23 protein-coding genes are annotated in these 25,836 nt (G+C 41.8%); 12 read left to right on the top strand and 11 right to left on the bottom strand.

The window, feature by feature from the left end:
- Positions 1-146: 146 nt before the first annotated feature.
- Positions 147-1,346, bottom strand: coding sequence for an enoyl-ACP reductase FabV (gene fabV / locus R7P36_RS17915; protein WP_318122245.1), 1,200 nt, complete (start codon positions 1,344-1,346; stop codon positions 147-149).
- An 82-nt stretch (positions 1,347-1,428) separates the two neighbouring features.
- Positions 1,429-2,031, bottom strand: coding sequence for a multifunctional acyl-CoA thioesterase I/protease I/lysophospholipase L1 (gene tesA / locus R7P36_RS17910; protein ID WP_213872440.1), 603 nt, complete (start codon positions 2,029-2,031; stop codon positions 1,429-1,431).
- On the opposite strand from tesA, the gene R7P36_RS17905 reads away from it, so the two are divergent.
- The 3 genes from R7P36_RS17905 (at position 2,030) to R7P36_RS17895 (ending at position 6,970) form a co-directional block, all read left to right on the top strand.
- Positions 2,030-2,722, top strand: a complete 693-nt coding sequence (locus R7P36_RS17905) for an ABC transporter ATP-binding protein (RefSeq protein ID WP_318122243.1) — start codon at positions 2,030-2,032, stop codon at positions 2,720-2,722. The genes tesA and R7P36_RS17905 overlap by 2 nt on opposite strands.
- Positions 2,722-5,178, top strand: coding sequence for an ABC transporter permease (locus R7P36_RS17900; protein WP_213872439.1), 2,457 nt, complete (start codon positions 2,722-2,724; stop codon positions 5,176-5,178). The genes R7P36_RS17905 and R7P36_RS17900 overlap by 1 nt, the downstream gene beginning before the upstream one ends.
- A gap of 352 nt (positions 5,179-5,530) precedes the next feature.
- Entirely contained in the window at positions 5,531-6,970 is a 1,440-nt protein-coding gene (locus R7P36_RS17895; RefSeq protein ID WP_005376318.1) for an FAD-dependent oxidoreductase, read from the top strand.
- A 28-nt stretch (positions 6,971-6,998) separates the two neighbouring features.
- Here the strand turns inward: R7P36_RS17895 and R7P36_RS17890 are convergent, their stop codons facing one another.
- The 3 genes from R7P36_RS17890 to R7P36_RS17880 are packed head-to-tail and all read right to left on the bottom strand — an operon-like array spanning position 6,999 to position 9,369.
- Positions 6,999-7,934 carry a biotin-dependent carboxyltransferase family protein gene (locus tag R7P36_RS17890; protein WP_005376316.1) on the bottom strand — a complete coding sequence of 312 codons (936 nt, stop codon included), beginning with the start codon at positions 7,932-7,934 and terminating at the stop codon, positions 6,999-7,001.
- Positions 7,931-8,614, bottom strand: coding sequence for a 5-oxoprolinase subunit B family protein (locus R7P36_RS17885; protein WP_005376314.1), 684 nt, complete (start codon positions 8,612-8,614; stop codon positions 7,931-7,933). The genes R7P36_RS17890 and R7P36_RS17885 overlap by 4 nt, the downstream gene beginning before the upstream one ends.
- On the bottom strand, positions 8,614-9,369 hold the full coding sequence (locus R7P36_RS17880) for a 5-oxoprolinase subunit PxpA (protein ID WP_053307689.1): 756 nt from the start codon (positions 9,367-9,369) through the stop codon (positions 8,614-8,616). The genes R7P36_RS17885 and R7P36_RS17880 overlap by 1 nt, the downstream gene beginning before the upstream one ends.
- A 319-nt stretch (positions 9,370-9,688) precedes the next feature.
- Between R7P36_RS17880 and R7P36_RS17875 the strand changes: the two genes are divergently transcribed.
- The gene (locus R7P36_RS17875) at positions 9,689-11,647 is read left to right on the top strand and encodes a diguanylate cyclase domain-containing protein (protein WP_213899889.1); all 1,959 of its coding nucleotides are present in this window, start codon (positions 9,689-9,691) and stop codon (positions 11,645-11,647) included.
- A gap of 54 nt (positions 11,648-11,701) precedes the next feature.
- The gene (gene galE, locus R7P36_RS17870) at positions 11,702-12,718 is read left to right on the top strand and encodes a UDP-glucose 4-epimerase GalE (protein WP_005376309.1); all 1,017 of its coding nucleotides are present in this window, start codon (positions 11,702-11,704) and stop codon (positions 12,716-12,718) included.
- Between the two features lie 335 nt (positions 12,719-13,053).
- Here the strand turns inward: galE and R7P36_RS17865 are convergent, their stop codons facing one another.
- Entirely contained in the window at positions 13,054-15,192 is a 2,139-nt protein-coding gene (locus tag R7P36_RS17865) for a TonB-dependent hemoglobin/transferrin/lactoferrin family receptor (RefSeq protein WP_213899890.1), read from the bottom strand.
- Positions 15,193-15,423: 231 nt separating this feature from the next.
- On the opposite strand from R7P36_RS17865, the gene R7P36_RS17860 reads away from it, so the two are divergent.
- Positions 15,424-16,311 carry a LysR family transcriptional regulator gene (locus R7P36_RS17860; RefSeq protein ID WP_017634152.1) on the top strand — a complete coding sequence of 296 codons (888 nt, stop codon included), beginning with the start codon at positions 15,424-15,426 and terminating at the stop codon, positions 16,309-16,311.
- Between the two features lie 77 nt (positions 16,312-16,388).
- Here R7P36_RS17860 and R7P36_RS17855 read toward each other — a convergent pair whose 3' ends face one another.
- Positions 16,389-19,022: a bifunctional acetate--CoA ligase family protein/GNAT family N-acetyltransferase gene (locus R7P36_RS17855; protein ID WP_213891335.1), complete on the bottom strand. Its 2,634-nt coding sequence runs from the start codon at positions 19,020-19,022 to the stop codon at positions 16,389-16,391.
- Positions 19,023-19,258: 236 nt separating this feature from the next.
- On the opposite strand from R7P36_RS17855, the gene R7P36_RS17850 reads away from it, so the two are divergent.
- The 4 genes from R7P36_RS17850 to yciH all read left to right on the top strand — a co-directional run bounded on the left by R7P36_RS17850 (position 19,259) and on the right by yciH (position 21,795).
- On the top strand, positions 19,259-19,828 hold the full coding sequence (locus R7P36_RS17850) for an SPOR domain-containing protein (protein ID WP_005390018.1): 570 nt from the start codon (positions 19,259-19,261) through the stop codon (positions 19,826-19,828).
- 149 nt (positions 19,829-19,977) lie between these two features.
- Complete coding sequence (locus R7P36_RS17845; RefSeq protein WP_213899891.1) at positions 19,978-20,967, top strand: D-alanine--D-alanine ligase; 990 nt, start codon at positions 19,978-19,980, stop codon at positions 20,965-20,967.
- A gap of 128 nt (positions 20,968-21,095) precedes the next feature.
- Positions 21,096-21,482, top strand: coding sequence for a DUF3319 domain-containing protein (locus R7P36_RS17840; RefSeq protein ID WP_005376294.1), 387 nt, complete (start codon positions 21,096-21,098; stop codon positions 21,480-21,482).
- Position 21,483: 1 nt separating this feature from the next.
- Positions 21,484-21,795 carry a stress response translation initiation inhibitor YciH gene (yciH, locus tag R7P36_RS17835; protein WP_005376292.1) on the top strand — a complete coding sequence of 104 codons (312 nt, stop codon included), beginning with the start codon at positions 21,484-21,486 and terminating at the stop codon, positions 21,793-21,795.
- 316 nt (positions 21,796-22,111) lie between these two features.
- On the opposite strand, the gene R7P36_RS17830 is transcribed toward yciH, so the two are convergent.
- Together R7P36_RS17830 and R7P36_RS17825 are read right to left on the bottom strand one after the other, a co-directional pair.
- Positions 22,112-22,285: a hypothetical protein gene (locus tag R7P36_RS17830; protein ID WP_250155012.1), complete on the bottom strand. Its 174-nt coding sequence runs from the start codon at positions 22,283-22,285 to the stop codon at positions 22,112-22,114.
- 305 nt (positions 22,286-22,590) lie between these two features.
- Positions 22,591-22,941, bottom strand: coding sequence for a hypothetical protein (locus tag R7P36_RS17825; RefSeq protein ID WP_213899897.1), 351 nt, complete (start codon positions 22,939-22,941; stop codon positions 22,591-22,593).
- A gap of 81 nt (positions 22,942-23,022) precedes the next feature.
- Between R7P36_RS17825 and R7P36_RS17820 the strand changes: the two genes are divergently transcribed.
- Together R7P36_RS17820 and R7P36_RS17815 are read left to right on the top strand one after the other, a co-directional pair.
- Positions 23,023-23,862: a LysR family transcriptional regulator gene (locus tag R7P36_RS17820; RefSeq protein WP_213899898.1), complete on the top strand. Its 840-nt coding sequence runs from the start codon at positions 23,023-23,025 to the stop codon at positions 23,860-23,862.
- A gap of 296 nt (positions 23,863-24,158) precedes the next feature.
- On the top strand, positions 24,159-24,371 hold the full coding sequence (locus R7P36_RS17815; protein ID WP_005376260.1) for a hypothetical protein: 213 nt from the start codon (positions 24,159-24,161) through the stop codon (positions 24,369-24,371).
- A gap of 90 nt (positions 24,372-24,461) precedes the next feature.
- Here R7P36_RS17815 and R7P36_RS17810 read toward each other — a convergent pair whose 3' ends face one another.
- Positions 24,462-24,851: a universal stress protein gene (locus R7P36_RS17810; protein ID WP_053307697.1), complete on the bottom strand. Its 390-nt coding sequence runs from the start codon at positions 24,849-24,851 to the stop codon at positions 24,462-24,464.
- An 805-nt stretch (positions 24,852-25,656) separates the two neighbouring features.
- A complete protein-coding gene (locus tag R7P36_RS17805; RefSeq protein ID WP_005376257.1) occupies positions 25,657-25,818 on the bottom strand; it encodes a YoaH family protein in 162 nt (53 codons plus the stop codon).
- Positions 25,819-25,836 lie beyond the last annotated feature (18 nt).

Genomic DNA, 25,836 nt, shown 5'->3' with positions numbered 1-25,836 from the left:
AATTAAAAATGCAGACTGCTCTATTTTGTTCTCGCTTTTTAATTAAGTATAGGGTGGCTAGGGCTCGAAACAAAAAAAAGTCCTGAAAAGTGTTCAGGACTAGGAATAGTTGTCACATATCTCATCCTTGAAACAGGTAACAAGCATCAAGGCTTAAGCGACATTAACGATTCAATAGAAATGTCTTGCGAATAGTCGACATCTTCAAAGTTAAAGCCATTGAGCTTCATAAACTCATCTTTAAAACCTTGGTAATCACCAATCTCTTTAAAGTTATCAGCATTCATCTGTTCTAAAAGAGCGTGGACTTCTTGTTGAACTTGCGGTTCAAGTTCCAAGTCATCTATTCGAATCAAGCGTTCACCGTCAACTGGCACTTTCTCTTGATCGTATAACTTCGTAGTAAACAGTCGCTGCATTTGTTCAATACAGCGTTCGTGAGTACCTTTTTCCTTCATCACTCTATAAAGCGCTAACAGGTAGGGACTTAGCGCAGGGATGAATACACTGGCTTTCGTCACCAACGCCTTACACACGGTTGCGTAAGCACCGCCGTCAAAGTTGGCGAGTTTGAGGTTTAATGAATGACTGGTTTGGTGTAAATCGATTTTCGCTCGACCTAACGTACCATCGAGATAAATTGGGTGCGTAATGTCAGGGCCCATGTAAGAAAAGGCGATGGTTTTGCAGCCGTTTGCAATAGAGTCGTTATTGATGAGTGTGTCAATCCAGCTTTCCCAGTCTTCGCCGCCCATTACTTTAATGGTGGCATTGGCTTCCTCTTCTGTTGCAGGCGTTAAGGTGGTTTCTATCCACTTATCGTTCTCCAGTATGATAGAAGCGCCAGTGACAGGTTCACCAATCGGTTTAATGACACTGCGCCAAAACTCATCAGATTCAGGTTTAGGTCGAACACCGGTTGCCAAGCTATAGATGACTAAGTCAACTTCACCCTCAAAGTACGTTTCAATGGCTTCAATCACTTGATTGCGCACCGAACCAGAGAATGCATCGCCAACAATATTTATTGCGGTACGCCCGGCTTGATTTGCTTCCTTCTTAAAAAAGACGTTGTTATACCAACCCGCACTCCCAACCCCTTTCTCTGAAGGGCCACGCTCAAATGAGACGCCAATGGTATCGGCGTTAGCGCCACCGAACGTTAGGGCGATTCGAGCCGCTAGGCCAAAACCAGAGGAGGCACCAATAATCAAAACCCGTTTTGGGCCTTTTTTGATCTGTGGGGCGCGTTTTACGTATTCAATTTGCTCTTTAATAGATGCATGACACCCTTTGGGGTGCGCAGAGCGAGCAACAACACCTTGAATTAACGGTTCTATTCGCATGTTGTTATCTATCCTCGATGAGTGGAATTGAAAATAGATTAACGTAAAGTTACGCAAAACTTATTGAGCTAGACCATTAAAATTAGAGATGTTTAATTAATTCTTGAGCAACGAAATCAGCGATCCAAGGTTGTGCATCTGGTTTTGGGTGAAGGCCATCATCCATCATCCATTCTGGTTTGGTGACAACATGCTCTAAGAAGAATGGCATCAAGGCAACTTGTTGATGCTGTGCAAGCTTAGGGTAGATATCGTAAAACATATCGCTATAGCGCTTACCGTAATTAGGCGGAACCCGAATTTGCATCATGACAACGTCCGCACCAGAATCTTTTATCATGGTAATCATTTTTGAAAGATTCGACGTAATAAGTTTAGGAGGGAAACCTCTCAGTCCATCGTTGGCACCTAACTCAATAAGTACCATGTCAGGGCTATGCTGAGTTAGCAACTGAGGTAACCGTGCTAAGCCATTGCCAGTGGTATCGCCAGAAATGCTGGCATTAATAACTGTTACATCTTGACCATGTTCTGACAACGCATCAGGGAGTAAGCTAGGCCAACTCTCTTCGATCGGCATCTGATAGCCTGCACTCAAGCTATCACCCAAGACAAGTAGCTTTTCGCTCGCATGTGCAGTAGCGGAAAAGTAAAAAAATAGAACTAAGGAAAGTATACGAATCATGCAAACACCTGTACTTAATGCACCTATTGTTCAAGCCAATTTGGTTTCTAAACAAGTCTCTACTAATCAAGAACAATTAACAATCCTCAAAGACGTAAATGTTGACATCCGAAAAGGAGAAAAAATCGCCATCGTCGGAACTTCCGGTGCAGGTAAGTCAACATTGATGACGTTGCTAGCTGGTCTTGATACGCCGACATCAGGCGAAATTACTTTATTAGGTCATGAATTATCAAAACTGGACGATGAAGCACGTGCGAAAATTCGGGCTGACTCTTTAGGTTTCGTTTTCCAAAGTTTCTTGTTAATCCCGATTTTGAGTGCATTACGTAATGTCACGCTTCCTTGTCTTTTACGTGGTGAAGCCGAAGATGAAGCAAGAGCAGCGGAATTATTAGCTGCTGTTGGATTGGAAAAACGTGTCGATCATCTACCAAGCCAGTTATCTGGTGGTGAACAACAGCGAGTTGCGCTAGCGCGTGCATTTATGACACAGCCTGAGCTGTTGTTCGCAGACGAGCCTACCGGCAATCTTGACCATCAAACCGCAGACAAAGTGATTGAGCTGCTATTCGATCTTAATGAACAGCACGGGACAACTCTGATTTTAGTAACACACGATGGTCATCTAGCAAGCCGATGTGACCGTATCTATCGTATGGAGGCGGGTGAGCTTAAGGAGGAGATATAATGTCTGCAGTATCATCAAGTGAAGCAACATCCACAGAGCAAAACAGTACAACACAGCACTCGTCGAATAAAAGTTTGATACGTTGGAGTTTCGGCGAAATAAGGCAGGGGAATCTTTGGCCTATTAGCGTTGCTCTTATTCTCGTGATTGCGAGTATCTTTGCGCTTTCTGCATTAGCAGAACGAATGGAGCAGGTGATCGTCAAGCAGGGGAAGGATGCATTAACGGCAGATGCGGTGTTTGTGTCTGCTAATCCCATTCCGGACACGTTGTTAACCTCGACTGAAAACCTTGAACGTTCGATGATGACGCGATTTGCCACTATGGCATTTAGCGATAATGGTATGCAGCTTATTTCTGTAAGGGCGGTGGATGATAATTACCCTTTAATGGGAGAGCTCGTTCTTGAAAATAATCCGGCCGGTCGCGTTAAAGAGAACCAACTCTGGCTTGATGAGCGGATTATGACTCAACTAAACGTAAACTCAGGTGACAGCGTCACGATAGGCGATGCCGAGTTTACTGTATCAGGCGCAGTATTGATGGAACCTGGCTTGAGCTTTAATCCATTTCAGCAAATGCCTTCTGCATACATTCATCAAAGTGACGTAGATAAAACAGGAGCAATTCAAGTTGGGAGCCGAGTTCAATACCGTCTGTTTTTACAAGCCGATGATAAAACACTAAAGAGCTTACAAGATGATACGCAGCTTTCTCCGAGCGATCGCTGGCGCACGCAAGATACTGCCAGTCGTAGTAATGAGGTTTTTGAACGCACGACGCAGTATCTGTCGTTGACCGTAGCGATTGTCATCATTATGGCAGCGACAACATTGGTTCTTACTTGTCAAAACTACGTGAACAGCCGGACACAAACTATCGCGATGTTGAAGAGTCTTGGTGCGAGCCGCCGATGGATTGAAAAGTGGTTATTTATTCAAGTCACAATCCTTCTCATTAGTGCCAGTGTCGTCGGTCTATTGTTAGGGAGCGGGCTGGAATATTTATTACGTATTCCACTCAAAGACTTATTACCCGACCCACTCCCTAGTTACGGCGTCACACCATTTTTGGTGGCATTTATCTCAGCAGTCTTGATTACGGTGCCTGCTCTCGGTATACCACTTTTAGGCTTGATTAAAACTCCCGCGTTAGAAGTGCTACAGCAGGGTAAAGCGCAACGTTCTTGGAAGCGAATGTTACTTGTTCTAGTGCCCGTTATTCCATTACTTTTACTGTATGCTGATAACACCTTAGTTTGGATCGTGCTCACTGGTATAGCGGTACTGTTTGTGGTACTCGCAGCAGTTAGCGTCACACTCACAAAGCTGTTTGCACGTATGTCAACCCATTCTGCAATGAAGCTTGCGTTGAGTCGTATCAACCGGACGCCAGTAACCAGCGGTCTACAGTTTGGTGCTTTGGCATTATCTTTGATGTTGCTGTCTATCATTTGGCTTGTGCGCAGCGATATTCTCGCGGATTGGGAGAGAACCTTACCTGCAGACGCGCCAAATGTGTTCGCTTTGAACATTGGTGATTATGAGCTCGATAACTACCTAGAAACCCTAGATAAAAATGGAGTTACGCGGTCACAAGCTTATCCAATAATTCGTGGACGACTAACAGAGATTAACGGTCAAAACGTCAAAGAGATTGATTACGAAGGAGAAGGTTCTGACGCGATACGTCGAGAGCTAAACCTGACATGGGGAGATACCCTACCAGAATATAATGATGTGCTTTCGGGTGAATGGACAAACAAAGGGAGTGTATCTGTAGAAGCGGATGTAGCAAATGACTTAGGCATCAAACTCGGTGATACGCTGCGCTTTGTAATAAACAGTCAGAATTACGATGCAGTAGTAGATACCATCCGTCATGTCGAATGGCGTGACATGAAGCCTAACTTTTATTTTATTTTCTCATCTGACGTGATGGCTAATTTACCTGGTTCTTACCTCATCAGTTATAGGATTGAAGAAGGAAATGAAGCGTTGTTGACGTCAATGTCACGTGCTCACCCAACGGTCTCTGTTTTAGATATCCGAACTATGGGCGAGAAAATTCAGGCTTTGATTCAGCAAATCGTATCAGCAATCACCATCCTTGCTCTTTTAGGCGTTGTTGCTGGTCTGCTGCTCATCTTTACGCTACTGAGGTTAAGCTTGTCCCAACGCCAACAAGAGATTCGTTTGTATCGCACATTAGGTTCAAGTAAGAAACGGATCAACACAACCCTGTGGGCCGAGTACGGAATTATGGCGTTGATTGCTAGTGGTGTTGCGGTATTCGCTGCGGAAGTTTGTGTGGCCGCAGTCATGACATATGGATTCGATCTCAATGCACAAATTCACCCCGAATTGTGGATAGCTTTACCGCTTGCAACATTTGTTACGTTGGCACTTGTAGTGATGAGTTTGTTGAAAAGATTGTTAACGCCAGTAAACACTTAATCGCAGCGAGTGTTATCAAGTTTGGAACACTCCATGACACTTTTATTTTAGTTATCCACAAAAACAGTGGATAACTTTTGGGATAACTAAATGGGGTAAAAAGTGGGGTGTTTCTGCAGGCTTTGCGCCATGGGTCTTACAGTGAAATTCTTATTCACATAGACATAAAAAAGTGTCTTCTTAACCATGTCGTCAAGTACTTTTTCGCAAATTTTTTCTACTTTAATGCACTTTATAGGCGCTGTTGGATATTTCGCAAACCCATGAACTTTTTGTGATTTTAATCAAGTCCAAACACGAGTAGAATTCACCGTTAGTAAAGAATTTTCCTTATAAAATTTTTAGTGAAGCAATGAAGTCTGAGTTTCCAAGTTATAAAGATAAGCATATCGCTGTTGTTGGTGGCGGTGTAGCAGGTGCAACAGCAGCAATTCATTTTGCGGAGCTGGGTTTTAAAGTTTCCGTAATAGAGAAGGGCGTATCACTAGTAAATGGTCCACCCATTTGTCATTTGCATGCTGGTGGTAATTTATATCGAGAGATTTCCGAGCAACAATGCTTAGACTTGTTAGCACAATCTATTGATACTGTTCGCCTGTATCCGCTTTCACTGAATATTCGTCCGACAATCATCGCGGTTCCTCATTCCGATGGTGGAGACCCATCCACACTAATTCCGCGATTAGAGGTTGTGAAAAGTGCTTATCAGACGCTCGTTGATAAAGATGAGAGTAATAAAGTGCTCGGCGAGCCAAGCGAATACTACAAACTGTATTCAAAAGCGGAGCTAGAAGCTCTCGCGCAACGTACTCAACCAAGTCATCCTACAAACTTCGATGAGTGGTGCATTCCTTTTGCTCAACATGCTGATCTTGAAGCTCTAAAGTATCCTGTTGTCGCAGTTCAAGAATATGGTTGGAGTGTTTTTCGCCTCGCCGCAATTGCCAACTTAACACTAGATACGCTTCCTAATGCTTCGGTCTTCACACAAGCAACGTTTAAGCAAGCCGATTGGATGGGGGAACACTGGCAACTTGGCTATGAACGTGAAGGTATCGATTACCTGATGACATGCGACTACTTGGTTAACGCGTGTGGCTTTGAAACAGGCTCAATTGACAACACAGTTGGTGCCAAGCGTGACAGGTTGGTGGAGTTTAAAGCCGCTTACGTTACGAGGTGGGCAGACTGTCAACAACAATGGCCAGAAGTTATTTTTCATGGCCCGCGTGGAACCGATAAAGGAATGGCTCAATTGACGCCTTATGGCGATGGTTACTTTCAACTTCATGGTATGACAAAAGGAATCACGCTGTTTGAAGATGGTTTAGTGGAGAGCACGAACTCATCTGCTCAACCTGAACTGCCTATGCCTTTACTCTCGAAGATCCGTAACGGCTGGAGAGAAGAAGTGTTAGAAGAGCGAACGAACAATGCCATCAAACACATGGCGCAGTTTATTCCCGACTATCACTCTGCTGTAAAAGGAGGAAAAGCATTGTTTGGCGCTCAGCAAATTCCCGGAACAGACCCAGTACTCAGAGCGGCAGATGTGACTTTTGAAGATAACCACTATGCGAGAATAGAGGTGGTAAAAGCGTCATCGACACTACTCGCAGCGCAAAAAATGCTTCAATTCTGGTTTGACATCGATCCTAACCAAAATGTGGAAACACAGCATCCGGTCGCTGTGAAGTGGTCTGAACAAGAGGTCGAGCAGTACGCGATTAAACTCACTCAAGAGCGAGGCTATCCACAAGCTTTAGCAGTGCGTTATGGTATGCCTGCATAATCGGCTGTGTTTGGGCTCAGTGGTTGTATTAATACCCAAAAAACTGAGCCCATTGGCACCATACTTCTTGCAAGCCTAGTCTATCTCCTTTCACAAAATTGACTTTTTGTCCGGGTTTCGCCTGTGCCAGTCTAGGTAAGTCAATACGAGCTACGCAGCCAAATTTAGGATACCCGCCAATAGTCTGGTGATCGTTGAGCAGCACAATAGGGTTACCATCGCTAGGTACTTGAATTGAACCTAATGCAATTCCCTCTGATAGGACGCCTTCGTAAGGTGGACGAATGTTATTGCCCTCAAGACGGTAGCCCATGCGATTCGAATTTGGGGAGATGATGAATGCTTTGTTATAAAATGCTTGGCGAGCGTCTTCATCAAAGTCCTCGTTCTGATAGCCTTCAATCACTCTCAGCTTAATGGGTAAGTTGTAATCTGGCTTAAAGCGAAACGTCATTTGCCTTGGTTTACGTTTCGGTAAGTTATGAGGGACAAAGGGAAGAATATCACCAGCTTTCAAAGCGCCACCATTTGAATCATAACCACCTAGAGATTCTCGCAAGACGGTCGATGCGCTTCCTAAGTGCTGAGCAACATTGAATCCACCTTTAACCGCTAGGTAGGAGCGAAGTCCATTCCTTGCGACTCCGAACTGAAGCTTCTGTCCTTTTTTCAACGTAAAGTCAGACCAATTTGAAATAGGTTCACCATCTATTTTCGCATTTAAGTCACCGCCACATATAGCAAGGTGGCAGTTATGCAATGCAATAAAACAAGCGTTACCCAGAGTAATTTCAATCGCAACGCAATTGACTACGTTACCAAGCAAATGGTTGGCCCAACTGTAAGCATAGTCGTCGACCGGGCCACCTTGAGTCACACCGACATGCGCTAAGCCAAAACGACCAAAGTCTTGAACTAAAGAGAGCGGTCCTGGCTTTTCCACCAGTAATCCACCGTAACTCATAGTACGCCTCCTAAATCGATAAACTCTTGTTTTGAAATAGCATTAAAGGTGACCTTGTCACCCACTTCAAACGGTATAAAAGGAGGAGAGTCGGAGAAGAGCGCAAGCGGGCTTTTACCAATAATGTTCCATCCGCCAGGACTATCTGATGGATAGACGGCCGTTTTAGAGTCTGCGATTCCTACACTTCCGGCCGGCACTTGAGTTCTTGGTGTGGCAAGCCTTGCCATGTGCAATTGAGTATCAACGTCCGAGAGAAATGCAAAGCCTGGAGCAAAGCCAATTGCAGAAACCGCGTACTCGGTTTTCGTATGCAGGGTAATAAGATCGTCTAATGACAGACCTCGCTTTTTAAAACGAGATAGATCTAACGCGGTTTCTTCAGAGTAATATACAGGGATAGTAATGTGATTCGGCTGGGAAAGCTTAAGTGATTGAGTATCAAACTGGCTCACGATTTGTTGCAGCTCATTGGCTAAGTTCTTTTCGTTGATTCGAAAAGGTAAGTAATCAATGAGAATAGTTTGATAGGAGGGGACAACGTTCATAACAATTGAAGCGAAAGTTTCTCTTATGCTGCGAGCAAGCTCTCCGACTGCATTTTCAGAAATACTCTCATCAAACTTAATGAAAATACTGCACTCGGAGATCAAAGAGATATTAAATTTCTCTTTATGCATTAATTTCCTCCAGCGTATAGGCTTTGGCGGATCTTTTGGATCAGCGCGATCGACTCTTCATTGTCACCATGAACACAAATTGTGTCGGCTTCCAATAATATGTAACCGCCTGAAGCGGTTTTGACACGCCCAGAGTCAGCTAAGGTCCGGACTTGCTCAAGTATCGCGTGCTCGCTTTTTAACACGGCATTGGGCTGTGTTCTAGGAGTCAGTAAGCCGTCATCTTGGTATAAACGATCTGCAAATGCTTCAAATAGCAAGGGAACATCATAATCGTCTGCGATTTCTAAGTATTTTTCGTTTTCCTGTGAAGCTAGGATCATTAACGGTACTTTGAACAGTGCTGCCGCCTTTACTACCGCTCTAAATATCGCATCACTTTTCATCATGTCGTTGTATAGAGCACCATGAGGCTTTATGTAACTGATGTCTGTGTATTGCGCCCGGCATAATGCTTGTAAAGCACCAACCTGATATATAACCATGTTCGTAATTTCATCACCCGTCATGCTTATGCTTCGTCTGCCAAAGCCTTGTAGGTCGGCGTAACCTGGGTGTGCGCCAATATCAACATCGTTGTCATTCGCTAGGGTGATAGTGTCGTGCATGACATTAGGGTCGGAGGCATGAAAACCACACGCGATGTTCGCCATATCAACATGGGGCATCACTTCTTCATCTGCGCCCATACTCCAAGAGCCAAAGCTCTCGCCCATATCACAGTTCAATGTAAGTTGCTGTTTATTCAATGTCATACGTTTTATTTCTACACAAGCAATGGGTTTACGATGCAGGAAAATGCATCTAGGTTCAGTGACTCACTTCATTCTTCTATCATGAAAACGAGGCTTTTTGAGCAGATAGGTGACGAAAAAGATCACGTTAGTCCATAAAGATGTTGCCGTTATTTGAGTTGATCCGAATTTTAAGGTATTTCGTTTCTTTTCCATCCAATTTTTGAGAATTTAAGGTTATTTTGCATTAGCATCGTGTTAATCTTGTCGCCCTTCATGGGTGATAGATTGCATAATGGTTCTTCTGTCATTTTTGTGGTTGTCTGCGACAGGAATATATATGTCATTACGAGCGAAGCTTATTTGGCCTCTTCTGGTCTTTTTAACGGCTATCTTTGTTATCTCAAAAGGTTACACCTCGTATACTGTATACCAATCGTCTAAGCATGAACTGGTCGAGCAGACAAGAAAGTTGATTAACAACGTTTCTTTCTCAATTAAAGATGCGCTGACGACAAAGGACAAGCAAAAAGCTCAAACTATTCTCGCCAACTTTTTAAACCAGCCAAATGTAACGCGGGTCAAACTTTATGACCAAGATGACCAACCATTCGCTGTTATGGAGATAAGTGGGGCACTGGCACCCGTTCCAAGTCAAACCGAAAGAAGTAGGTTGCACGCTCTAGGCTATGCCTTATCAACCAAATTTCTTTATGTTCTAGAGCCGATTATCCATGATGGCTATGTCATTGGTAGCATGAGAGTTACGCTTTCTCATCGCCCAATTGTAGAAGCCATACAATCTTTACTTCGAGATGGCGCTTTACTTCTTCTGTTTCTGATCGCTGGTGGCACTGTTTTTTACATAAGTATCGAGAGGCTTGTCCTCAGGCCCGTGATGGAACTCAACCGCGTAATAGAGAATGTGACACACGGACGAAACACGGAAAATCAAGCTCGCTATTACGCCAAGGATGAAATTGGAGACCTCGCGAGCTCTTTCAATCAAATGATGAATAGGTTAACAGTACGTGAGAAGCAGCGGCAACATTCGCTAGACACACTAGAACAAAAGCGCGCATTTTCAGAAGAGGTTATCGAATCTGTTCAGCATGCATTAGTTATTACAGACAATTCCGGACGTGTTATTCATTGTAATACGGCGACCCAGCAAATATTTCAAAAAAAATTAGATGAACTTAAATATGCCAATATTCGTGATCTAATTAAAACCAAAACACCGAATGAGCTGAGTCAGATCCTGAGTCGAGGCCTAGAGTGCGATGATATTCACCTCAAAAATGCAGATAACGAACAGCAGTTGAGCCTAACCAGTCGTCGCCTCTCGACACATGAATACTTACTGTTTTCGATTCAAGATATCACCGAAATTGAAGAAGCCATAAACCGGCAACGTGTTGCGGGACGCGTTTTTGAAAGCAGCCAAGATGGTCTCATTGTTCTTAATCATCGCGGTGTCATTACGATGGCAAACCCTGCCGTCACTAAGTTAGTCGGCTTAGAGGTGGATCGGCTTATTGGGAAGTCATTCATCCAAACGCTAAAGTGGCGCAAGTTACAGGAAATGATGCCTAGTATCATCGAGTCGATAGAAAATTATGGCGTTTGGCAAGGTGAAGTTATCGAGAAGAACCATATTGGTCAGTTTGTACCGATGTTTGCTCGAGTCAATCGTATCGTTAAGTGTGAAGACTATGGTTTCTATGATCTGGTTATTGTTCTTACCGACCTTTCCGGCGCAAAAGAGATGGAACGATTGGAGCATTTAGCTCATCACGATGCTTTAACGGGGTTAGCCAATCGATCTAAGTTCCATTTAGAGTTGGAACAACTAGTACAACGCTCTGGATACTTGCGTGACGAATTTGCAGTTTTGTACCTCGATCTGGATGGATTTAAAGAAGTTAACGATACCTACGGTCATGATGCAGGTGATGAAGTTTTGAAAAAAGTTTCCGAGCGTCTAACATCTGCGACGAGACATAGTGATTTAATCGCAAGACTTTCTGGTGATGAATTTGTCATGTTGGTTAATCCCGCCAATCAAAAAGTGGTCACCCGAATAGCAGAACAGTTGCTCGAGAGCATATGTGCTCCAATTGAGTACAAAGGTCACTTACTCAAAGTTGGCGTTAGTATCGGCGTAAAATTAGTCGGCGTAAATGAGCGCGATGCTACTCGAGTTTTAAAAAGTGCGGATACGGCAATGTATCAAGCAAAGAAAGCCGGGAAAGGCCAAGCAATATTAATGGGATGCGAATTACAAGAGACAGTTTAAATCGTAACGTCAAAGCTTTAAACTAACACGATTCGCGTCAGAAGGAATAATAAAATGAAAGTACTCGTTACGGGTGGTATGGGCTATATCGGTAGTCATACGTGTATTCAAATGATCGAAGCTGGCATGACGCCAGTGATTCTCGACAACCTGTACAACAGTAAATCTACGGTATTAGATCGAATTGAAAAGGTATGTGGTGTAAAGCCAACCTTCATTAAAGCCGATATCAGAGATAAATTGGCGATGGTAGAAGCACTAAAGTCGCACAATATTGAAGCTGTTATCCATTTTGCAGGTTTAAAGGCCGTCGGTGAGTCTGTAGCAAAACCTCTAGAGTATTACGACAACAACGTTAATGGCACTTTAGTATTGGTTGATGCAATGCGCGAAGCCGGAGTTAAATCGTTGGTATTTAGTTCATCAGCGACTGTATACGGTGATCCTGCATCTGTACCCATCACTGAGGACTTTCCAACTAGCGCAACTAACCCATATGGTCGCAGCAAGTTAATGGTGGAAGAGTGTTTAACCGACTTCCAAAATGCGAACCCTGACTGGAGCATTACACTTCTTCGTTACTTTAACCCGGTAGGTTCACATCCAACAGGCGAGCTAGGTGAAGATCCTCAAGGTATTCCAAACAACTTAATGCCGTTTGTTTCTCAAGTTGCGGTAGGGCGCAGAGAGTTCCTTTCTGTGTTTGGTAGTGATTATCCGACCAAAGATGGCACAGGCGTACGTGATTATATTCATGTAATGGACTTATCTGATGGTCACGTTGCTGCATTAGAAAAAGTAGGTAGCAAAGCTGGCCTTCATATCTATAACCTCGGTACTGGTAACGGCTACAGTGTACTGGACATGGTGAAAGCATTTGAAGCCGCAAGTGGTAAAGATGTCCCATACCAACTTGTTGAGCGTCGTCCAGGTGATATTGCAGAGTGTTGGGCGGATCCATCAAAAGCGATGAATGAGTTAGGTTGGAAAGCAACTCGCACTCTAGAAGAAATGACTGGCGATACATGGCGCTGGCAGTCTACTAACCCTCAAGGTTATCCAGATGCCTAATCTTTAATTTACATAATAGTAACAAAAAGGCGCGTGATTGCGTCTTTTTTGATCCAAATCGGAAAAAATCGTAAATTACTGGTTAAAAGGTAGCAAGTATATATAGAGCTGTTAAACTATGCCCGACTCTTAATTTGGGTTATAAATTTTCTCATAGCTATTGGGGTAGTTCATGGAACTCGGTCTGATCATCACTTTCATCATTGCAGCAGCAGTAATGGTGAAAAAAGAGATGGCAAAACAGTAAACTTTCATTTTTCATACTTTTCTTTACATTTTTGAAATGAAAGCCATAAAAAAAGCCAGCATTACGCTGGCTTTTGTGTTTTTAAGGTTTAGAACTCGTATTTAACACTAATGTTATAATTACGCTCAGCTTGCGTTTTGTCTCGACTTAACTCAGTCTTACCGCGAACATCGTTCCAAAGATGGTATTCTTCATTCGTTAGATTCATAACACCAGCACGAATGGTTATATCTTTCATTGGTTTGTAGTACGCCGTTAAGTCAACGACTGTCGCAGACGGCAAAGCAACTTGGTCTTTGATTCCGCCTTTATCACCATCAGAGTTGATATCACTGTTCGATTTCTTAGCCGTGTAGTTTACTTTTAGGCTTGTCCCCCAAAGTGCATTTGGTGAATCGTAATTTACAGCAGCTACGGCATTCCATGGGTTTACACTGTTCAAAGGATTACCATCACCATCTTCACCTTCTGTGTATGCTGCAACAAAGCGAGTTGTCACGCCTGATGGAAGACCAGCAATGGCATGCCAATCAAGACGGTTAGAGAGCTCAACCCCTTTAATGTTTGCTTCACTAATATTGATATTTGTGAATTCAGTTAAACCACCATTGTTTGATGACGTTTGCTCAATAAAGTCACTGTAATCACTGTAGTAGAACGCTACTTCAGTTGCCGACGCTGCAGTGTTATGACGGTAACCAAGCTCATAAGACAAACTCTTTTCAGATCCCAAATTTGGGTTAGGGCGGTTGGTATAGCCATGAGCCGGATTATCGTAGGTGTAGTAAAGCTCGTCGAACGATGGCGCTCGGAACCCTTGGCTCACTTGCGCGAAGATCGTGCCTGGTTGCGATATAGAGTAAGTTGCTCCTAAACGACCAGTTAATGCAGAGTCGCTAAACTTCTCGAATGACTCTTCAGAAGTATTTGAAGGATTAGTAGAGAAGTAATCGTAACGCACACCTGGAGTCAGAACTAGCTTGTCATTAAGAAGCGAAATTTCATCTTGCAAGAATAAACCAAAGCTTTCTTCTTTTGCATCCGGTGTGTAAACGTAAACAGTATCTGGCGTGCCAGGATCGGAATTAAACTCGCGATTGGTATTACTGATGTCACTATGTTTGTACGATATTCCGTAAACAATATAGTGATTTTGAATCTCTTTATCTAACTGAGTTTCGAATTCAAATTTGTCTTCAGTATATTCGTAATCTTTTTTCTGTTGGTTGTCACCACTAGGCGGTACGTAAGGTGGGTAACCAGGGCTAGCTTCGATAAAGCGATTAGAGACGCCGTTTTCTTCTTTACCAATCCATGTAAGCTTGGACGTGATCGTATCCGAGATAGCTGCATCTGCAAACCAAATGTGCTTGAGCCCAATGCGATTTTGCTTGGTTGTGTCTTCAGCGTTGAAGTTTTTGTAACTTTTATGTGCGATCTCTGAGTCAGTCTCGTTGTAAATAACTTCTCCCAAAAACTCCAAGCGATGAGCGTCATTCAATTGAGATTGAAGTTTTACCAATAGATCGTTTTTGTAATAATCTTGGTTGTCCACAGAATAGTTATCGTAAGGCGCCTTAGAGAAATTTTGTAGCTCTGCACCATCACGGCGTGTAAAGGCTACAAGTGCTTCTGTACTACCGAAACGCTTTGCTAAAGCTACATGCTCACTAAAAGAGTTATCTTCCGATGAATAAGAGAGTTTAGCTTGACCACCAAAGTCTTTGCCATCTTTGAGGAAATCCTTCGGATCTTTTGTTTCGAATGCGACAACACCGCCAATTGCATCACTACCATGTAGGCTAGAAGCTGCTCCTTTAACAATTTCGACACTCTTTAGCATATCGGGGTCGACAGTAACGGCACTAGAATTGATAAACGAATATGGTCCACCGCTGAATACACCTGGTTGAGATGCACCGTCTACTAAGATTTTAACTCGTTTACCTTCCATCCCGCGAATGTTAATACTTTGGACGCCTTGGCGTTGAGTGCCATTAACAGTAACACCTGGCGTATACTCGAATAGATCATTCAAGTCCTTTACCATGTTTTCTTCGATGTCTTTCTCTGATACAACAGCAACAGAAGCAGCAACAGTGTTTATGGTTTGGTTGGTACGGGTGGCCGACACAACGACTTCTTCAAACTTAGAAGCTTCTTCCGCATAAGCAGTATGGGAAAGGGCAACTAAAATGGAGGCTGACAAAATTGATTTTTTATACATTGGCTTCAATACCTTAGATCCATAATAGGTAACAACACGCGGATATTAATGGATCTAAATGGTAATTACTATCATTACCATTGTCATTTATTGATTTGTATTGAATCTTCTTCTTAGGCTATTAGCATTCCTAGTCTTTAGTTATCAATATGTTATATAATTTGTCGTTAGTTCTTGATAAGTTCATCCAAATACAACGAATGTGATAAATGTCACATTAAGAGAGGCCATGTGCAGAGTCCAATTACGTTAGAAGCACTCCATATTCTAGATGCTATTGATCGAAGAGGGAGTTTTGCTGCTGCTGCGAATGAGTTAGACAGAGCCCCGTCATCGCTGAGCTATCAAATCCAGAAACTCGAGCAAGATTTAGACATTATTATCTTCGATCGCTCTGGTCACAAAGCCCATTTTACTGAAGCAGGTAAGCTTATTCTTGAAAGAGGAAGAGCCATTTTACAAGCCAGTGAAAAGTTAGTGAACGATGCAACGTTATTGGCGAATGGTTGGGAACTGGATATTACCATTGCCTTTGATGGCATTATTCCTATATCCAATTTTTTCCCGATGGTTGATGCGCTGGCCGAGGTCAGCTCAACTCGAGTCAGGCTGCAAGAGGAGATTCTGGCTGGTAGCTGGGAGTCGTTGAATACGGGGAGAGCTGATTTACTGATTTGCCCATCACTGGATACGCTTCCTCAAGAAGTTAAGTCAGAAAAAATTGGTAAAATGAGTATGTATTGGGTAGCTTCCGCTGATCACTATGTTCACAAGCGTAGTGGTAAGTTTGATGAAGCAGCGCGAGAAAAGTATCGGATTATTGCTATTGCAGATACCGCACGTGAGCAACCAGCGCTCTCAATTAATATCATTCAAAAACAGCCTCGCTTGACCGTCACCAACTTTACGGCAAAAGTAGAAGCGCTCACTGCAGGTTTAGGTATTGGTACATTACCAAGCCAAATTGCACAACCTCTTATTGATAGTGGTGTATTGAAACGAATCGAAGGCACTGAAGAACAGCCGATGGATATTATTTTGGCATGGCGCCGGAACACTATGGGTGAGGCAAAATCCTGGTGTATTCAGTACTTAAAAAAGAATTGGAAACTAAAGTAACAACGTAACTTTTACTTCTTAGATTCCCATTGATTATCGAATGTAAGAAGTAAAAGTCATCGCTAATGCTGCGCTTTTCAATTTAAAGGGAGCACCATATCTGCCGTACCGTCTGCAAACTGGACATCGATCTCAAACCCCAAGTTCTGAGCCAACATCAACATTCCTCTGTTTGTTGGCATGGTCATTCCAGACATTTGCTTTGTGCCTTTAACTTTGCAATAGCTGATTATTTTCTGCATCAGCACTTTGCCTAAACCTTTTCCTTTCAAATCTGAACGAACCAAAATAGCAAACTCAGCGTCACTATTGTCTGGTGTAATCAATGCGCGGGCTACCCCTATGATAGACGGTCCGTCAGTATTAAACGCTACCGCAACAAACGCCATTTCGCGGTCGTAGTCGATTTGAGTAAAGTTTGCCAAAGCCTCATGGTTGAACTCTCCAACTTCAGAAAAGAAACGCTTGTAGAGATCTTCTTTCGATACGCTATTAATGAATTGAGCATGCAGCGGCTCATCCTCTGGCAAGATAGGGCGAAGCAGGATAGGTTGGCCATCTCGAAGCGTCACCGTTTCGACAAACTCTGCCGGGAAAGGGCGAATCGCTAGCCGTTTTTGGGCGTCTCCTTCGTACTTACACAGTGTGACATCTGCATCAAGGATAGTTAAATCGCTTCCGGACACTAGCACTGGATGGATATCCAGCTTTTGTATTTCTGGTAACTCAACTGCCATTTGGGAGATACGAACCAAGAACTTCGACAACTCAGTAATATCGAGCGCATCTTTGTGTTTCTGCAGGCGAATCTTTCCAGACTTTAGGGCAACAACGACAAGGTAGCGCGCAAGCGTCATGTTCAAAGGAGGAAGTGCAGCGACGGCATCTTGGGCGATATTCCACTCAGAGCCGCCTTGACCAAGCAAGATCACTGGTCCAAAGACTTTATCTACTGCAATACTAATCCGTAGCTCTTCAGCGCTGCCGAGCTTTGCCATCCCTTGTACCAACAGCCCATGTACATTGGCGGAAGGGTAACTGAGCTTTACGGTATCTAAAATGGATAGTGCTGCGTTGGAAACTTCTCGACTGTTTCTTAAATTTAGAGCGACACCGTGAACATCCGATTTATGAGGAATGTCTGGAGAACGTAATTTAACCGCAACAGGGTATCCAATATTTTCTGCCATATGAACAGCTTCAATGTCGTCAGATGCAATCCACGTAGGCAAAACGTTAAACCCGAACAGCTTAAATAATGGGCTGGTTTGATGCGTATCCAAGGTGACTGTGTTTTTATCCAGTAGTCGTTCGTTTACCCACTCTTTTGCTGAACTCACACTTCCAGAATGTAATGGCTCTGCCGTCGTTGGCGTTTCCATTAGTTGTTTCTGGTTTCGTCTGTATTCGACCAAGTGCATGTATGCTACAACCGCACTTTCAGGTGTTCTATAGGTTGGAATACCTGCTTGAGTAAATGCCAGTCGCGCTTCTCTCGACGTTTGTTCTCCTGACCAGTTGGTCAAGATATTAAAATGCTTATGCCGAGGGTGAGATTTGATGGCATTAATAACGGCTTGAGCAGTTTCAAGAGGATCAGAAACAGCAGAAGGACTATGCATAATCAATATCGCATCTGCACAGTCGTTATTCATCAGTGCGTTAATGGTATCAATATAGCGTTTTTGGGTTGCGTCACCAGACAGATCAATTGGATTTCGAGCACGCCAGTTGGATGGAAGTACTGCTTGTAATTGCTCAATGGAAGCGTCATCAAGCGTTGCGAGTTGGCCACCACGTTCAATCAAAGTATCAACGGACATAACAGCAGGGCCGCCGCCATTGGTGATGATCGCTAAACGCTCTCCACGAAGTGGCACAGAATGCGTGAGTGTTTCTACCGCGGCAAAAAGCTCATGCGTATTGCTGACTCGTAACATACCAGTTCTGCGAATAGCAGAATCGTAAATTACGTCAAGTGTATCTCCGTCTTGCTGCTCAAAAGTATTCATCTCTTTAGAGCGGCCCGCTTTTAGCACCAATATACGTCGGTTACGTGAAGCGGCTCGCGCAGCAGACATAAATCGGCGAGCGTCTTGGATATTATCAACATAAAGCAGAATAGCTTCTGTGTTTCCATCCATACTCAAATAGTCGAGCAAATCTGCAAAATCGATATCCTGTCCACGCCCAATCGAAATGAACGAAGAAAAACCAATGTTCTTATCATTTGCCCAGTCTAAAACCGTGGTACAAACCGCCGCGGATTGTGAGATGAAAGCAATTTTTCCAGGTTTAGCTGCAACAGGGGAAAACGTGCAGTTAAAATTGTGCCAAGGAAGGATGATACCTAAGCTGTTTGGGCCTAAGACTCGAATGTTCAATGATGAGATATCTAAAGGCTTAGGGTCATCAGAGATAACAATCGCAAACGGTGTGCCTCTCTCATCTAGCTCTTTAAGCAATTGCTCGTTACGTGAAACGTTCGTACACAAAATTGCAATATCTGGCGTATAGGGCAGGGAAGCTACATCAGGGTAAGCGATCACGCCAGATACGGCTTTATATCGCGGCGTTACTGGCATAATCGCGCCACCAAATCCACTTTGTAGAAGGTTGCGCATCACAACATGTCCTGCTCGCAATGCTTTTTGAGATGCCCCAATAACGGCCACAGAGTTGGGTTTAAAGAGTTTATGTAGTTTATTCATGCTGACTCCTGGCCGTTTGTAAGTCACGTTGGCTTCTCGGTTTCATATCAATCATAAACGAATAATTTACTGATAAAACATCTTCAGACCAGACATTGCAGAAAATGTGTACGATGCTTATGGAGTTTGTGTTATTCATCACATCAAAATCACAGATTATTGTATTTGATGCTTGATAAACGGCCCTGCTATCGGCATGATTTATCGTAATATTTATCCAGAGCATTTGTTACTTCATGAAAAAAATCGCAATCATCGGCTTGTCAGTTCTGCTTTCTGCTTGTGCATCTGAAACTTACATCACGGATGTGACCTCAGAAAGTTACCGAGAGGACTACAAATCAGATCGTATCTCTAAACCAATTATGGCGTCTGAAAACGCTGTAGTAGAAAAAGACGTACAACCAACTGTTGTGAAAATGACGGCAAAGCCTGAAGAAAAGAAAGTAGTCAAGCTAACGCCAAAAGAGCAGGCGAAGCCAGTTAAGATCGTACCACCAAGTAAAAAGCAAGCTGGCATTCAACGATTCGGCTATACCATTCAAGTCGCAGCTGTGGGTAGCCAAGCTAAAGTCGATCAGTTTGCAAATAAGCTGCCACAGAACGGTCAGCCAATTTGGGAAAACTACAAAGTTGTAAACGGTACTAAGTGGTTCTCAGTTTTATACGGAGACTACGCAACAAGCGCAGAAGCCAAGCAAGCGATTTCGACTTTGCCAGCTCAATTTCAGCAGTTAAGGCCATTTGTTAAAAGCATTGATGCAATCAAAAACTCAGCTTACCCAACGCTTAACAAATTAAATTAACACATCAAATAAGGGAGCGAATAGCTCCCTTATTTATTTGCTCAAATCCTATTCGAACAACATTCCTCACATTAAAATTACTGTACGTCACACTTCAAAGGTTTATCATAATAAATAGTATCTTTTGTAGGTCACGGAAAGATGGATTCATGATTAAAAATATTCTTTTACTATGCGGCGGTGGCTCTTCTGAGCACGAGATTTCATTATTGTCTGCAAACTTTGTCGAACAACAACTAAATCTTATTGAAGACGTTCACGTTACACGCGTAGAAATAAAAAACGAAGGTTGGATGACCAACCAAGGTGAGTTGGTTTACTTGGATCTCAATACCAAGCAGTTGTGCTCAAGTGAATCTAATCAAACCATTGATTTCATCGTGCCTTGTATACATGGTTTTCCTGGCGAAACAGGCGACATTCAATCTCTGTTTGAAATCGCAGGTATTCCTTATCTTGGCTGCGGGCCAGAAGCGAGTAGCAATAGTTTCAATAAAATCACATCTAAGCTTTGGTACGACGCTATCGGCATACCCAATACGCCATACTTATTCTTAACGCGAAACGATGAAGAAGCTCACGTTCAAGCTCATAAAGCCTTTGAAAAGTGGGGAAAAGTTTTTGTTAAAGCCGCTCGCCAAGGCTCTTCCGTTGGCTGTTACAGTGTCACAGAAAAAGACAAGCTTTCTAATGCAGTAAATGATGCTTTTGGGTTTTCTGACCAAGTGTTGGTTGAGAAAGCAGTAAAACCTCGAGAACTTGAAATTGCTGCATATGAGATGAATGGCCAACTACATATCACTAAGCCAGGCGAGGTCATCGCGCCTGATGGTGCTTTTTACTCGTACGATGAAAAGTACAGCAGTTCAAGTCACTCGCTCACAGAAGTTGAGGCGAAGAATCTAACTCAAGTACAATTAGATTCCATCCAACACGCGTCAGAGACGGTATTTAAACAAATGAATCTTCGTCATTTATCTCGTATCGACTTTTTCCTAACGGAAGATGATGAGATTTACTTAAACGAAGTAAACACATTTCCAGGAATGACTCCGATCTCAATGTTCCCTAAAATGCTTCAAAACAACGGGCACAAATTTCATGAGTTCTTGGAAGATTGTATAAACAGTGCAAAGTGATTAACGTTATCGAGACGCGTTTTATGATACAAGTTGTTTTCTAGAGCAAGGATTATTCAAGCCGTATTTGAATATTGCTCAGTAGCAATTATGATTATATCAACGCATTAAACAGATGACTCAGTGGTATGGCGATTTCAAATTATAGAGGTTTTAACCTGCAGTCAGTCGGATCAGATGGCAGTGTTTGGAAGGTTAAAATCAAGAACCACGTTTTACAGGGCAGTTTGACGGCGGTAAAGAAAAGCATTGATTGGTGGTGTGACACCGCATCGATTATTGATCCCAAAGAGTTTGCTTCACTCGGACAAAGAGTGCAGCAAACTGGTGTTGCAAAATCAGAGGTCTTTAACGGCTATACTATTCAAAACGATACAGGCCAACCTAACTCTTGGTACTGTATGTTTAATGGTAAACTGATTAAGGGCAGTAAAGCCGCTATTCAACGCCATATCGAAGCTTATTTGGTTGCAAAGCAAAAAGCGATGCAAGCTCAACAACAAAAGAAACAATAGAATGACTCTGGTATATTCAACAGAAACCGGTCGAATTAAACCGGAAGAAGAAAAAGTATCTCGCCCTAAAGGCGATGGTGTTGTTCGGATTCAGCGCCAAACGAAAGGCCGTAAAGGTAAAGGCGTATGCATTGTTACAGGTTTAGACTTGGATGATGCACCTTTAAAGTTATTAGCGGCAGAACTCAAAAAAGTCTGTGGCTGTGGTGGTTCTGTAAAAGATGGCAATATCGAGATTCAAGGTGATGCTAGAGACAAGATCAAGGCACATCTTGAAAAGAAAGGTATGACAGTCAAATTAGCCGGTGGCTAATTTAATATTTCCAGTAAACAAAAATGGCGTCTAAAGAAATAGACGCCATTTTTTATAAGTTGCTAATTGAAGAGCAAGCAATCGTAGATTGATAGGTCGATATTAGCTATTTTATGGTAAATCGGAATACTGTTAAATTCTCGAACTATGAACTTAAGAAAAAGACATAACGATTACTTATGAAGTTATCGTAAACTCATCACTATAAATTGGCAGGCAATTAATGTGGTAGGTAAGTCCTTGATTTAGAGTAACTCATGAACCTAATAAGAACCCCAACATATTTAACATAACACATATAATACGAACTTAAGAGTTAGAAGATTAGCATTGGTGAAGTCAGTTTAGTTACACCGTATTTGGCTGTTGCTGCTTTGCAAGCCTCATCAGCTGTCTTGTATGGACCGTGAACTTCGATTTCACCACAGCGACAACTTGATAATAACCAGTCATCAACTTTAAAACCGTGTGGCTGATTAAGTTCCTTCATTGTATCTTGGGTTACGTTCAACACTGTACACGTTGGTTCTGCATCTTGCTCATTCAATATGAGTCAACATGGACACGCATTTGCTTAACCCAAACGTGTAAGTACTACATTAGTTTTATAGGAACAAGGAATCTAACAGATGTAAACTCTCTACTTTTCAATCTATACCTAGATCTTTCTTCATATGTTCACTCAACTCGTTAGTGGTTCTTACATTAATCTTATGTTTGCAATGATGGATTCTCAACTCTTCACCTAATTTTACTAGTGATTTGGTATACAAAGTACTAATATTATTTATTATTCTATACAATGTATCTTTCTGATAAACAGATCTTTTCGAATTTTGTATTGCAGTCTTCATATTTTAATATCCTTACACGTTTAACTTTATAATTTAAAAAATCAATTTCAACTTTTATTATTACTTTTTTAGATATGTAATGAGTCATTATCAATGATGCACAATCAACAATTAAATCACCCGAATCCAACTTAGTAATTTCACGAGACAAATTCTTTATTTTTAAATCTTTACTTTCTATATTTAATCCAATTGAGTTAATTTCTTCAGGATATCGGTTTAACTTAATATCCAATATAGGTTTATTAAGATAGTAGTCTGCCATTATTTCATGGCGGCTTTTAAATATCATTGTCCCCCTCCGATGATGCAAGTTATACTTTCCCAGCAGTTAAAAGACAACGTGACTCAGAGTTGCAAAAAGGTAACAATCATGGAATTGATGAACAATGAGCTGATCTGCTTTGCAGCCATTTGTAAACACCTCTCTCTTACAGAGGCATCAAAAGAACTTGGAAAGTCTAAAGCTCAAGTCAGCAGGCAGCTAGCAGCATTAGAAAAACAACTTGGCGTAACACTCGTCCACAGAACAACAAGGAAACTCGTTTTAACTGATCATGGCGAAAGCATTAGAGAGCTTGCTATTAAGACGTTAGAGAGTTTGCACGAGTTAAATTACAGAGCTAGCTCGTTGAGTGAATGCATTGATGGAAAGTTTAAAATCACAATGCCCAACTCTATAGCCTCTTCTATTTTTGGTTCTGTTCTTAAAGACTTAAAAGAACGATATCCAAAAGTTGATTTTGAAATATCGACAAGTAACAATGTAGAAAATTTATTAGAAAGCAACGTAGATTTAGCGATTAGGCTTAATAATGTTATTGATGACACTCTTATTGCACATAAAATTGGTGACTATAGTGATGTTTTGATATCTAGGGTAAGTAATGCCAACAACAATACACTATTAATCTACAAACATCATTCGAATAAGGAATCAATTAAAAATCAATATACTGATGTTATCGAAGTTGATAACACCTCTATTTTAATAAACTTTGTTTCTGAGGGAGTTGGGGTTGGTGTCATTCCAAACTATCTTATTAAAAGTAACTATATAGACAAAAACATCCGAATATCGCAAACTTTTGATATAGAACGTTCCATGTATATTGCCTACCCTTATCAAAACCCTTTGCCAAGAAAGCTAGCTGAGATATCTACTTTTATTAGGTTTGAGTTATCACAAGTATTGAAGAGTGAGTCATTTTAGGGCGGTTGTTCAGATTTAGAATTTTGCGTTGTCTACTCAACTAGGCCTAACGCTAATCTTTGTAACATATTGTTTCGGCGGTATTTATTAACACCCCCATCTTTATGCTTGCTATCACAATGTGAGATGCTCTGCCGTCTTGTTATCAAGGTTTTGCGTGGAATAAATCACGTGGGGTAAACGATAGATTGACTTACATTAAAATTTTCATCAAAAGCAACTTTATATAAAATTGATTTCATACCAGTCTATGTGTATCTTCTACCCATATCCCCACAATAACTAAGGAGAATGCCATGGATAAGCTACTCGCGTCTGCATTAGAAATTAAGCAGCGAACTATGGTGACTGGCTTTTTTGCTAGAAATGGATTCAAAATCGCTATGACCGATTTTGATGATGTCACTTTTGAGCGAGAAGGCGTGCAAGTTAACGTACATTTTGATCTGCAGTCAAACGCGGAGTCTGCATCTGTTTTATCTCATGAGGCATCAATCATTCCTGGCTAAAAACTTTTATTATCACCGATACACCAAGCCGAACATAAAAGTTCGGCTTTTTAGTGACAAAAAATGATGAGTGCGAACAAGAGTTGTCGATCACTCGTCTAAATAGACGATTAATAAATCAGCTTCAACTTCGTTCACAACCTTTGGTATCGATGAAAAAAAGCGACTCAATAAGTAGTGATGATGACCACAGACAACTAAATCTATCCCCTCTTTTTTGACGATTCCCGATAGTTTTATATGAAGATCGCCGATTACTACCATGGTCTCGTTTACTGGGTATAAGCATTTATCAGCGAGCTCTTGCAGCCTTCTTTCCAATTCTTGCTCTTCCTTAGCTTCCATGACTATGCGATCAACATCTACGTAAACAAATGAGAGTTTGCTGCTTGAGTTATCTGCTTGCATTATTGCTTTTTCGATAACGGCTTGGCTAGATTTAGATAAGTCGACAGCAACCAAAACATGCTTGTAACCCATCATTCCTCCCTTGGTTAGTTTTTGTTCTCATATTAAGTCTAGTCCACATAGAGCGAACACAACATCAAAACTACTGCTACTCATCCAAAGATCAACGATGTTTTTCCAATTTCTTCTCTAATTATCGGACTATTTAACAGGAAGGACGTCAGGAAACGTTACGTTGTAATAGGCGTTACTGCTCTTGATTTCTACTACTCTTGAGGTTTCATATTACCCACTTCAACGTCGCCTAGTTTAGTAAAACTACTTTAGGTTAAGCGTGTTCAATATGTAACGCTCCGCTCAAATCCAGGAGACGTATTTCGGCTAAAAAAGCAGCTCAATAAGATGAACTTCGATTCATCTATTATATATGTCTGCGAGTGCTTACTGTTCTTATATCGCTTATTTAATAAGTCTAGTTTAATTACCGCTATAAGTTACGGTGTATCTTTTTTCTTTTTTCAGCATAATCCTCTGCCTGGGAACGAAGCCCTCTCGTACTTTGTAATTAAATTACCAGATCAATCACTACCAATATGGTTGACAGATTAAATGACCGAAGTAAATAATTGATATTATTGAGTTTAATTTGTTAGTTCTTTAAAAATGACTAATTACCTGTACTGCGAAAAATAAGGTTAACTAGATTAAGTAAAATTTTACTAACTCGCTATTTAGTCTTAAAGGCAATTGAACAAGATTAAAATCATATAGGTATAGTAAATTTTAGTTACAGCGTAACCAGGGTGGTGTTTGGGAGTGTAAAGGAATAGAAAATAGAAAGGCAAAAAACAGGGCGTATGCCCTGTCCATGAATTGATTAGTTTTGTTGCTGTTGTTTTTCTGCGTACTCAGAACGAATCCGTTCGGCAACAATTTTGATAGCTTCTGCAGTACTTGTGCCCTTCGCCATCAATTCTTGAATTCTCTCTACAGCTTGTTGTTGCTCTTGGTGAGATAGAGGGGGTAAATCGTCAAACATAAAAAGCTCCTCATTTTG

The organism is Vibrio sp. 397, from assembly GCF_033339395.1.
Classification (GTDB): Bacteria; Pseudomonadota; Gammaproteobacteria; order Enterobacterales; family Vibrionaceae; genus Vibrio; species Vibrio alginolyticus.
Note: the sequence above shows the minus strand (reverse complement) of the source record. Positions and strands in the feature narration are given on the sequence as shown.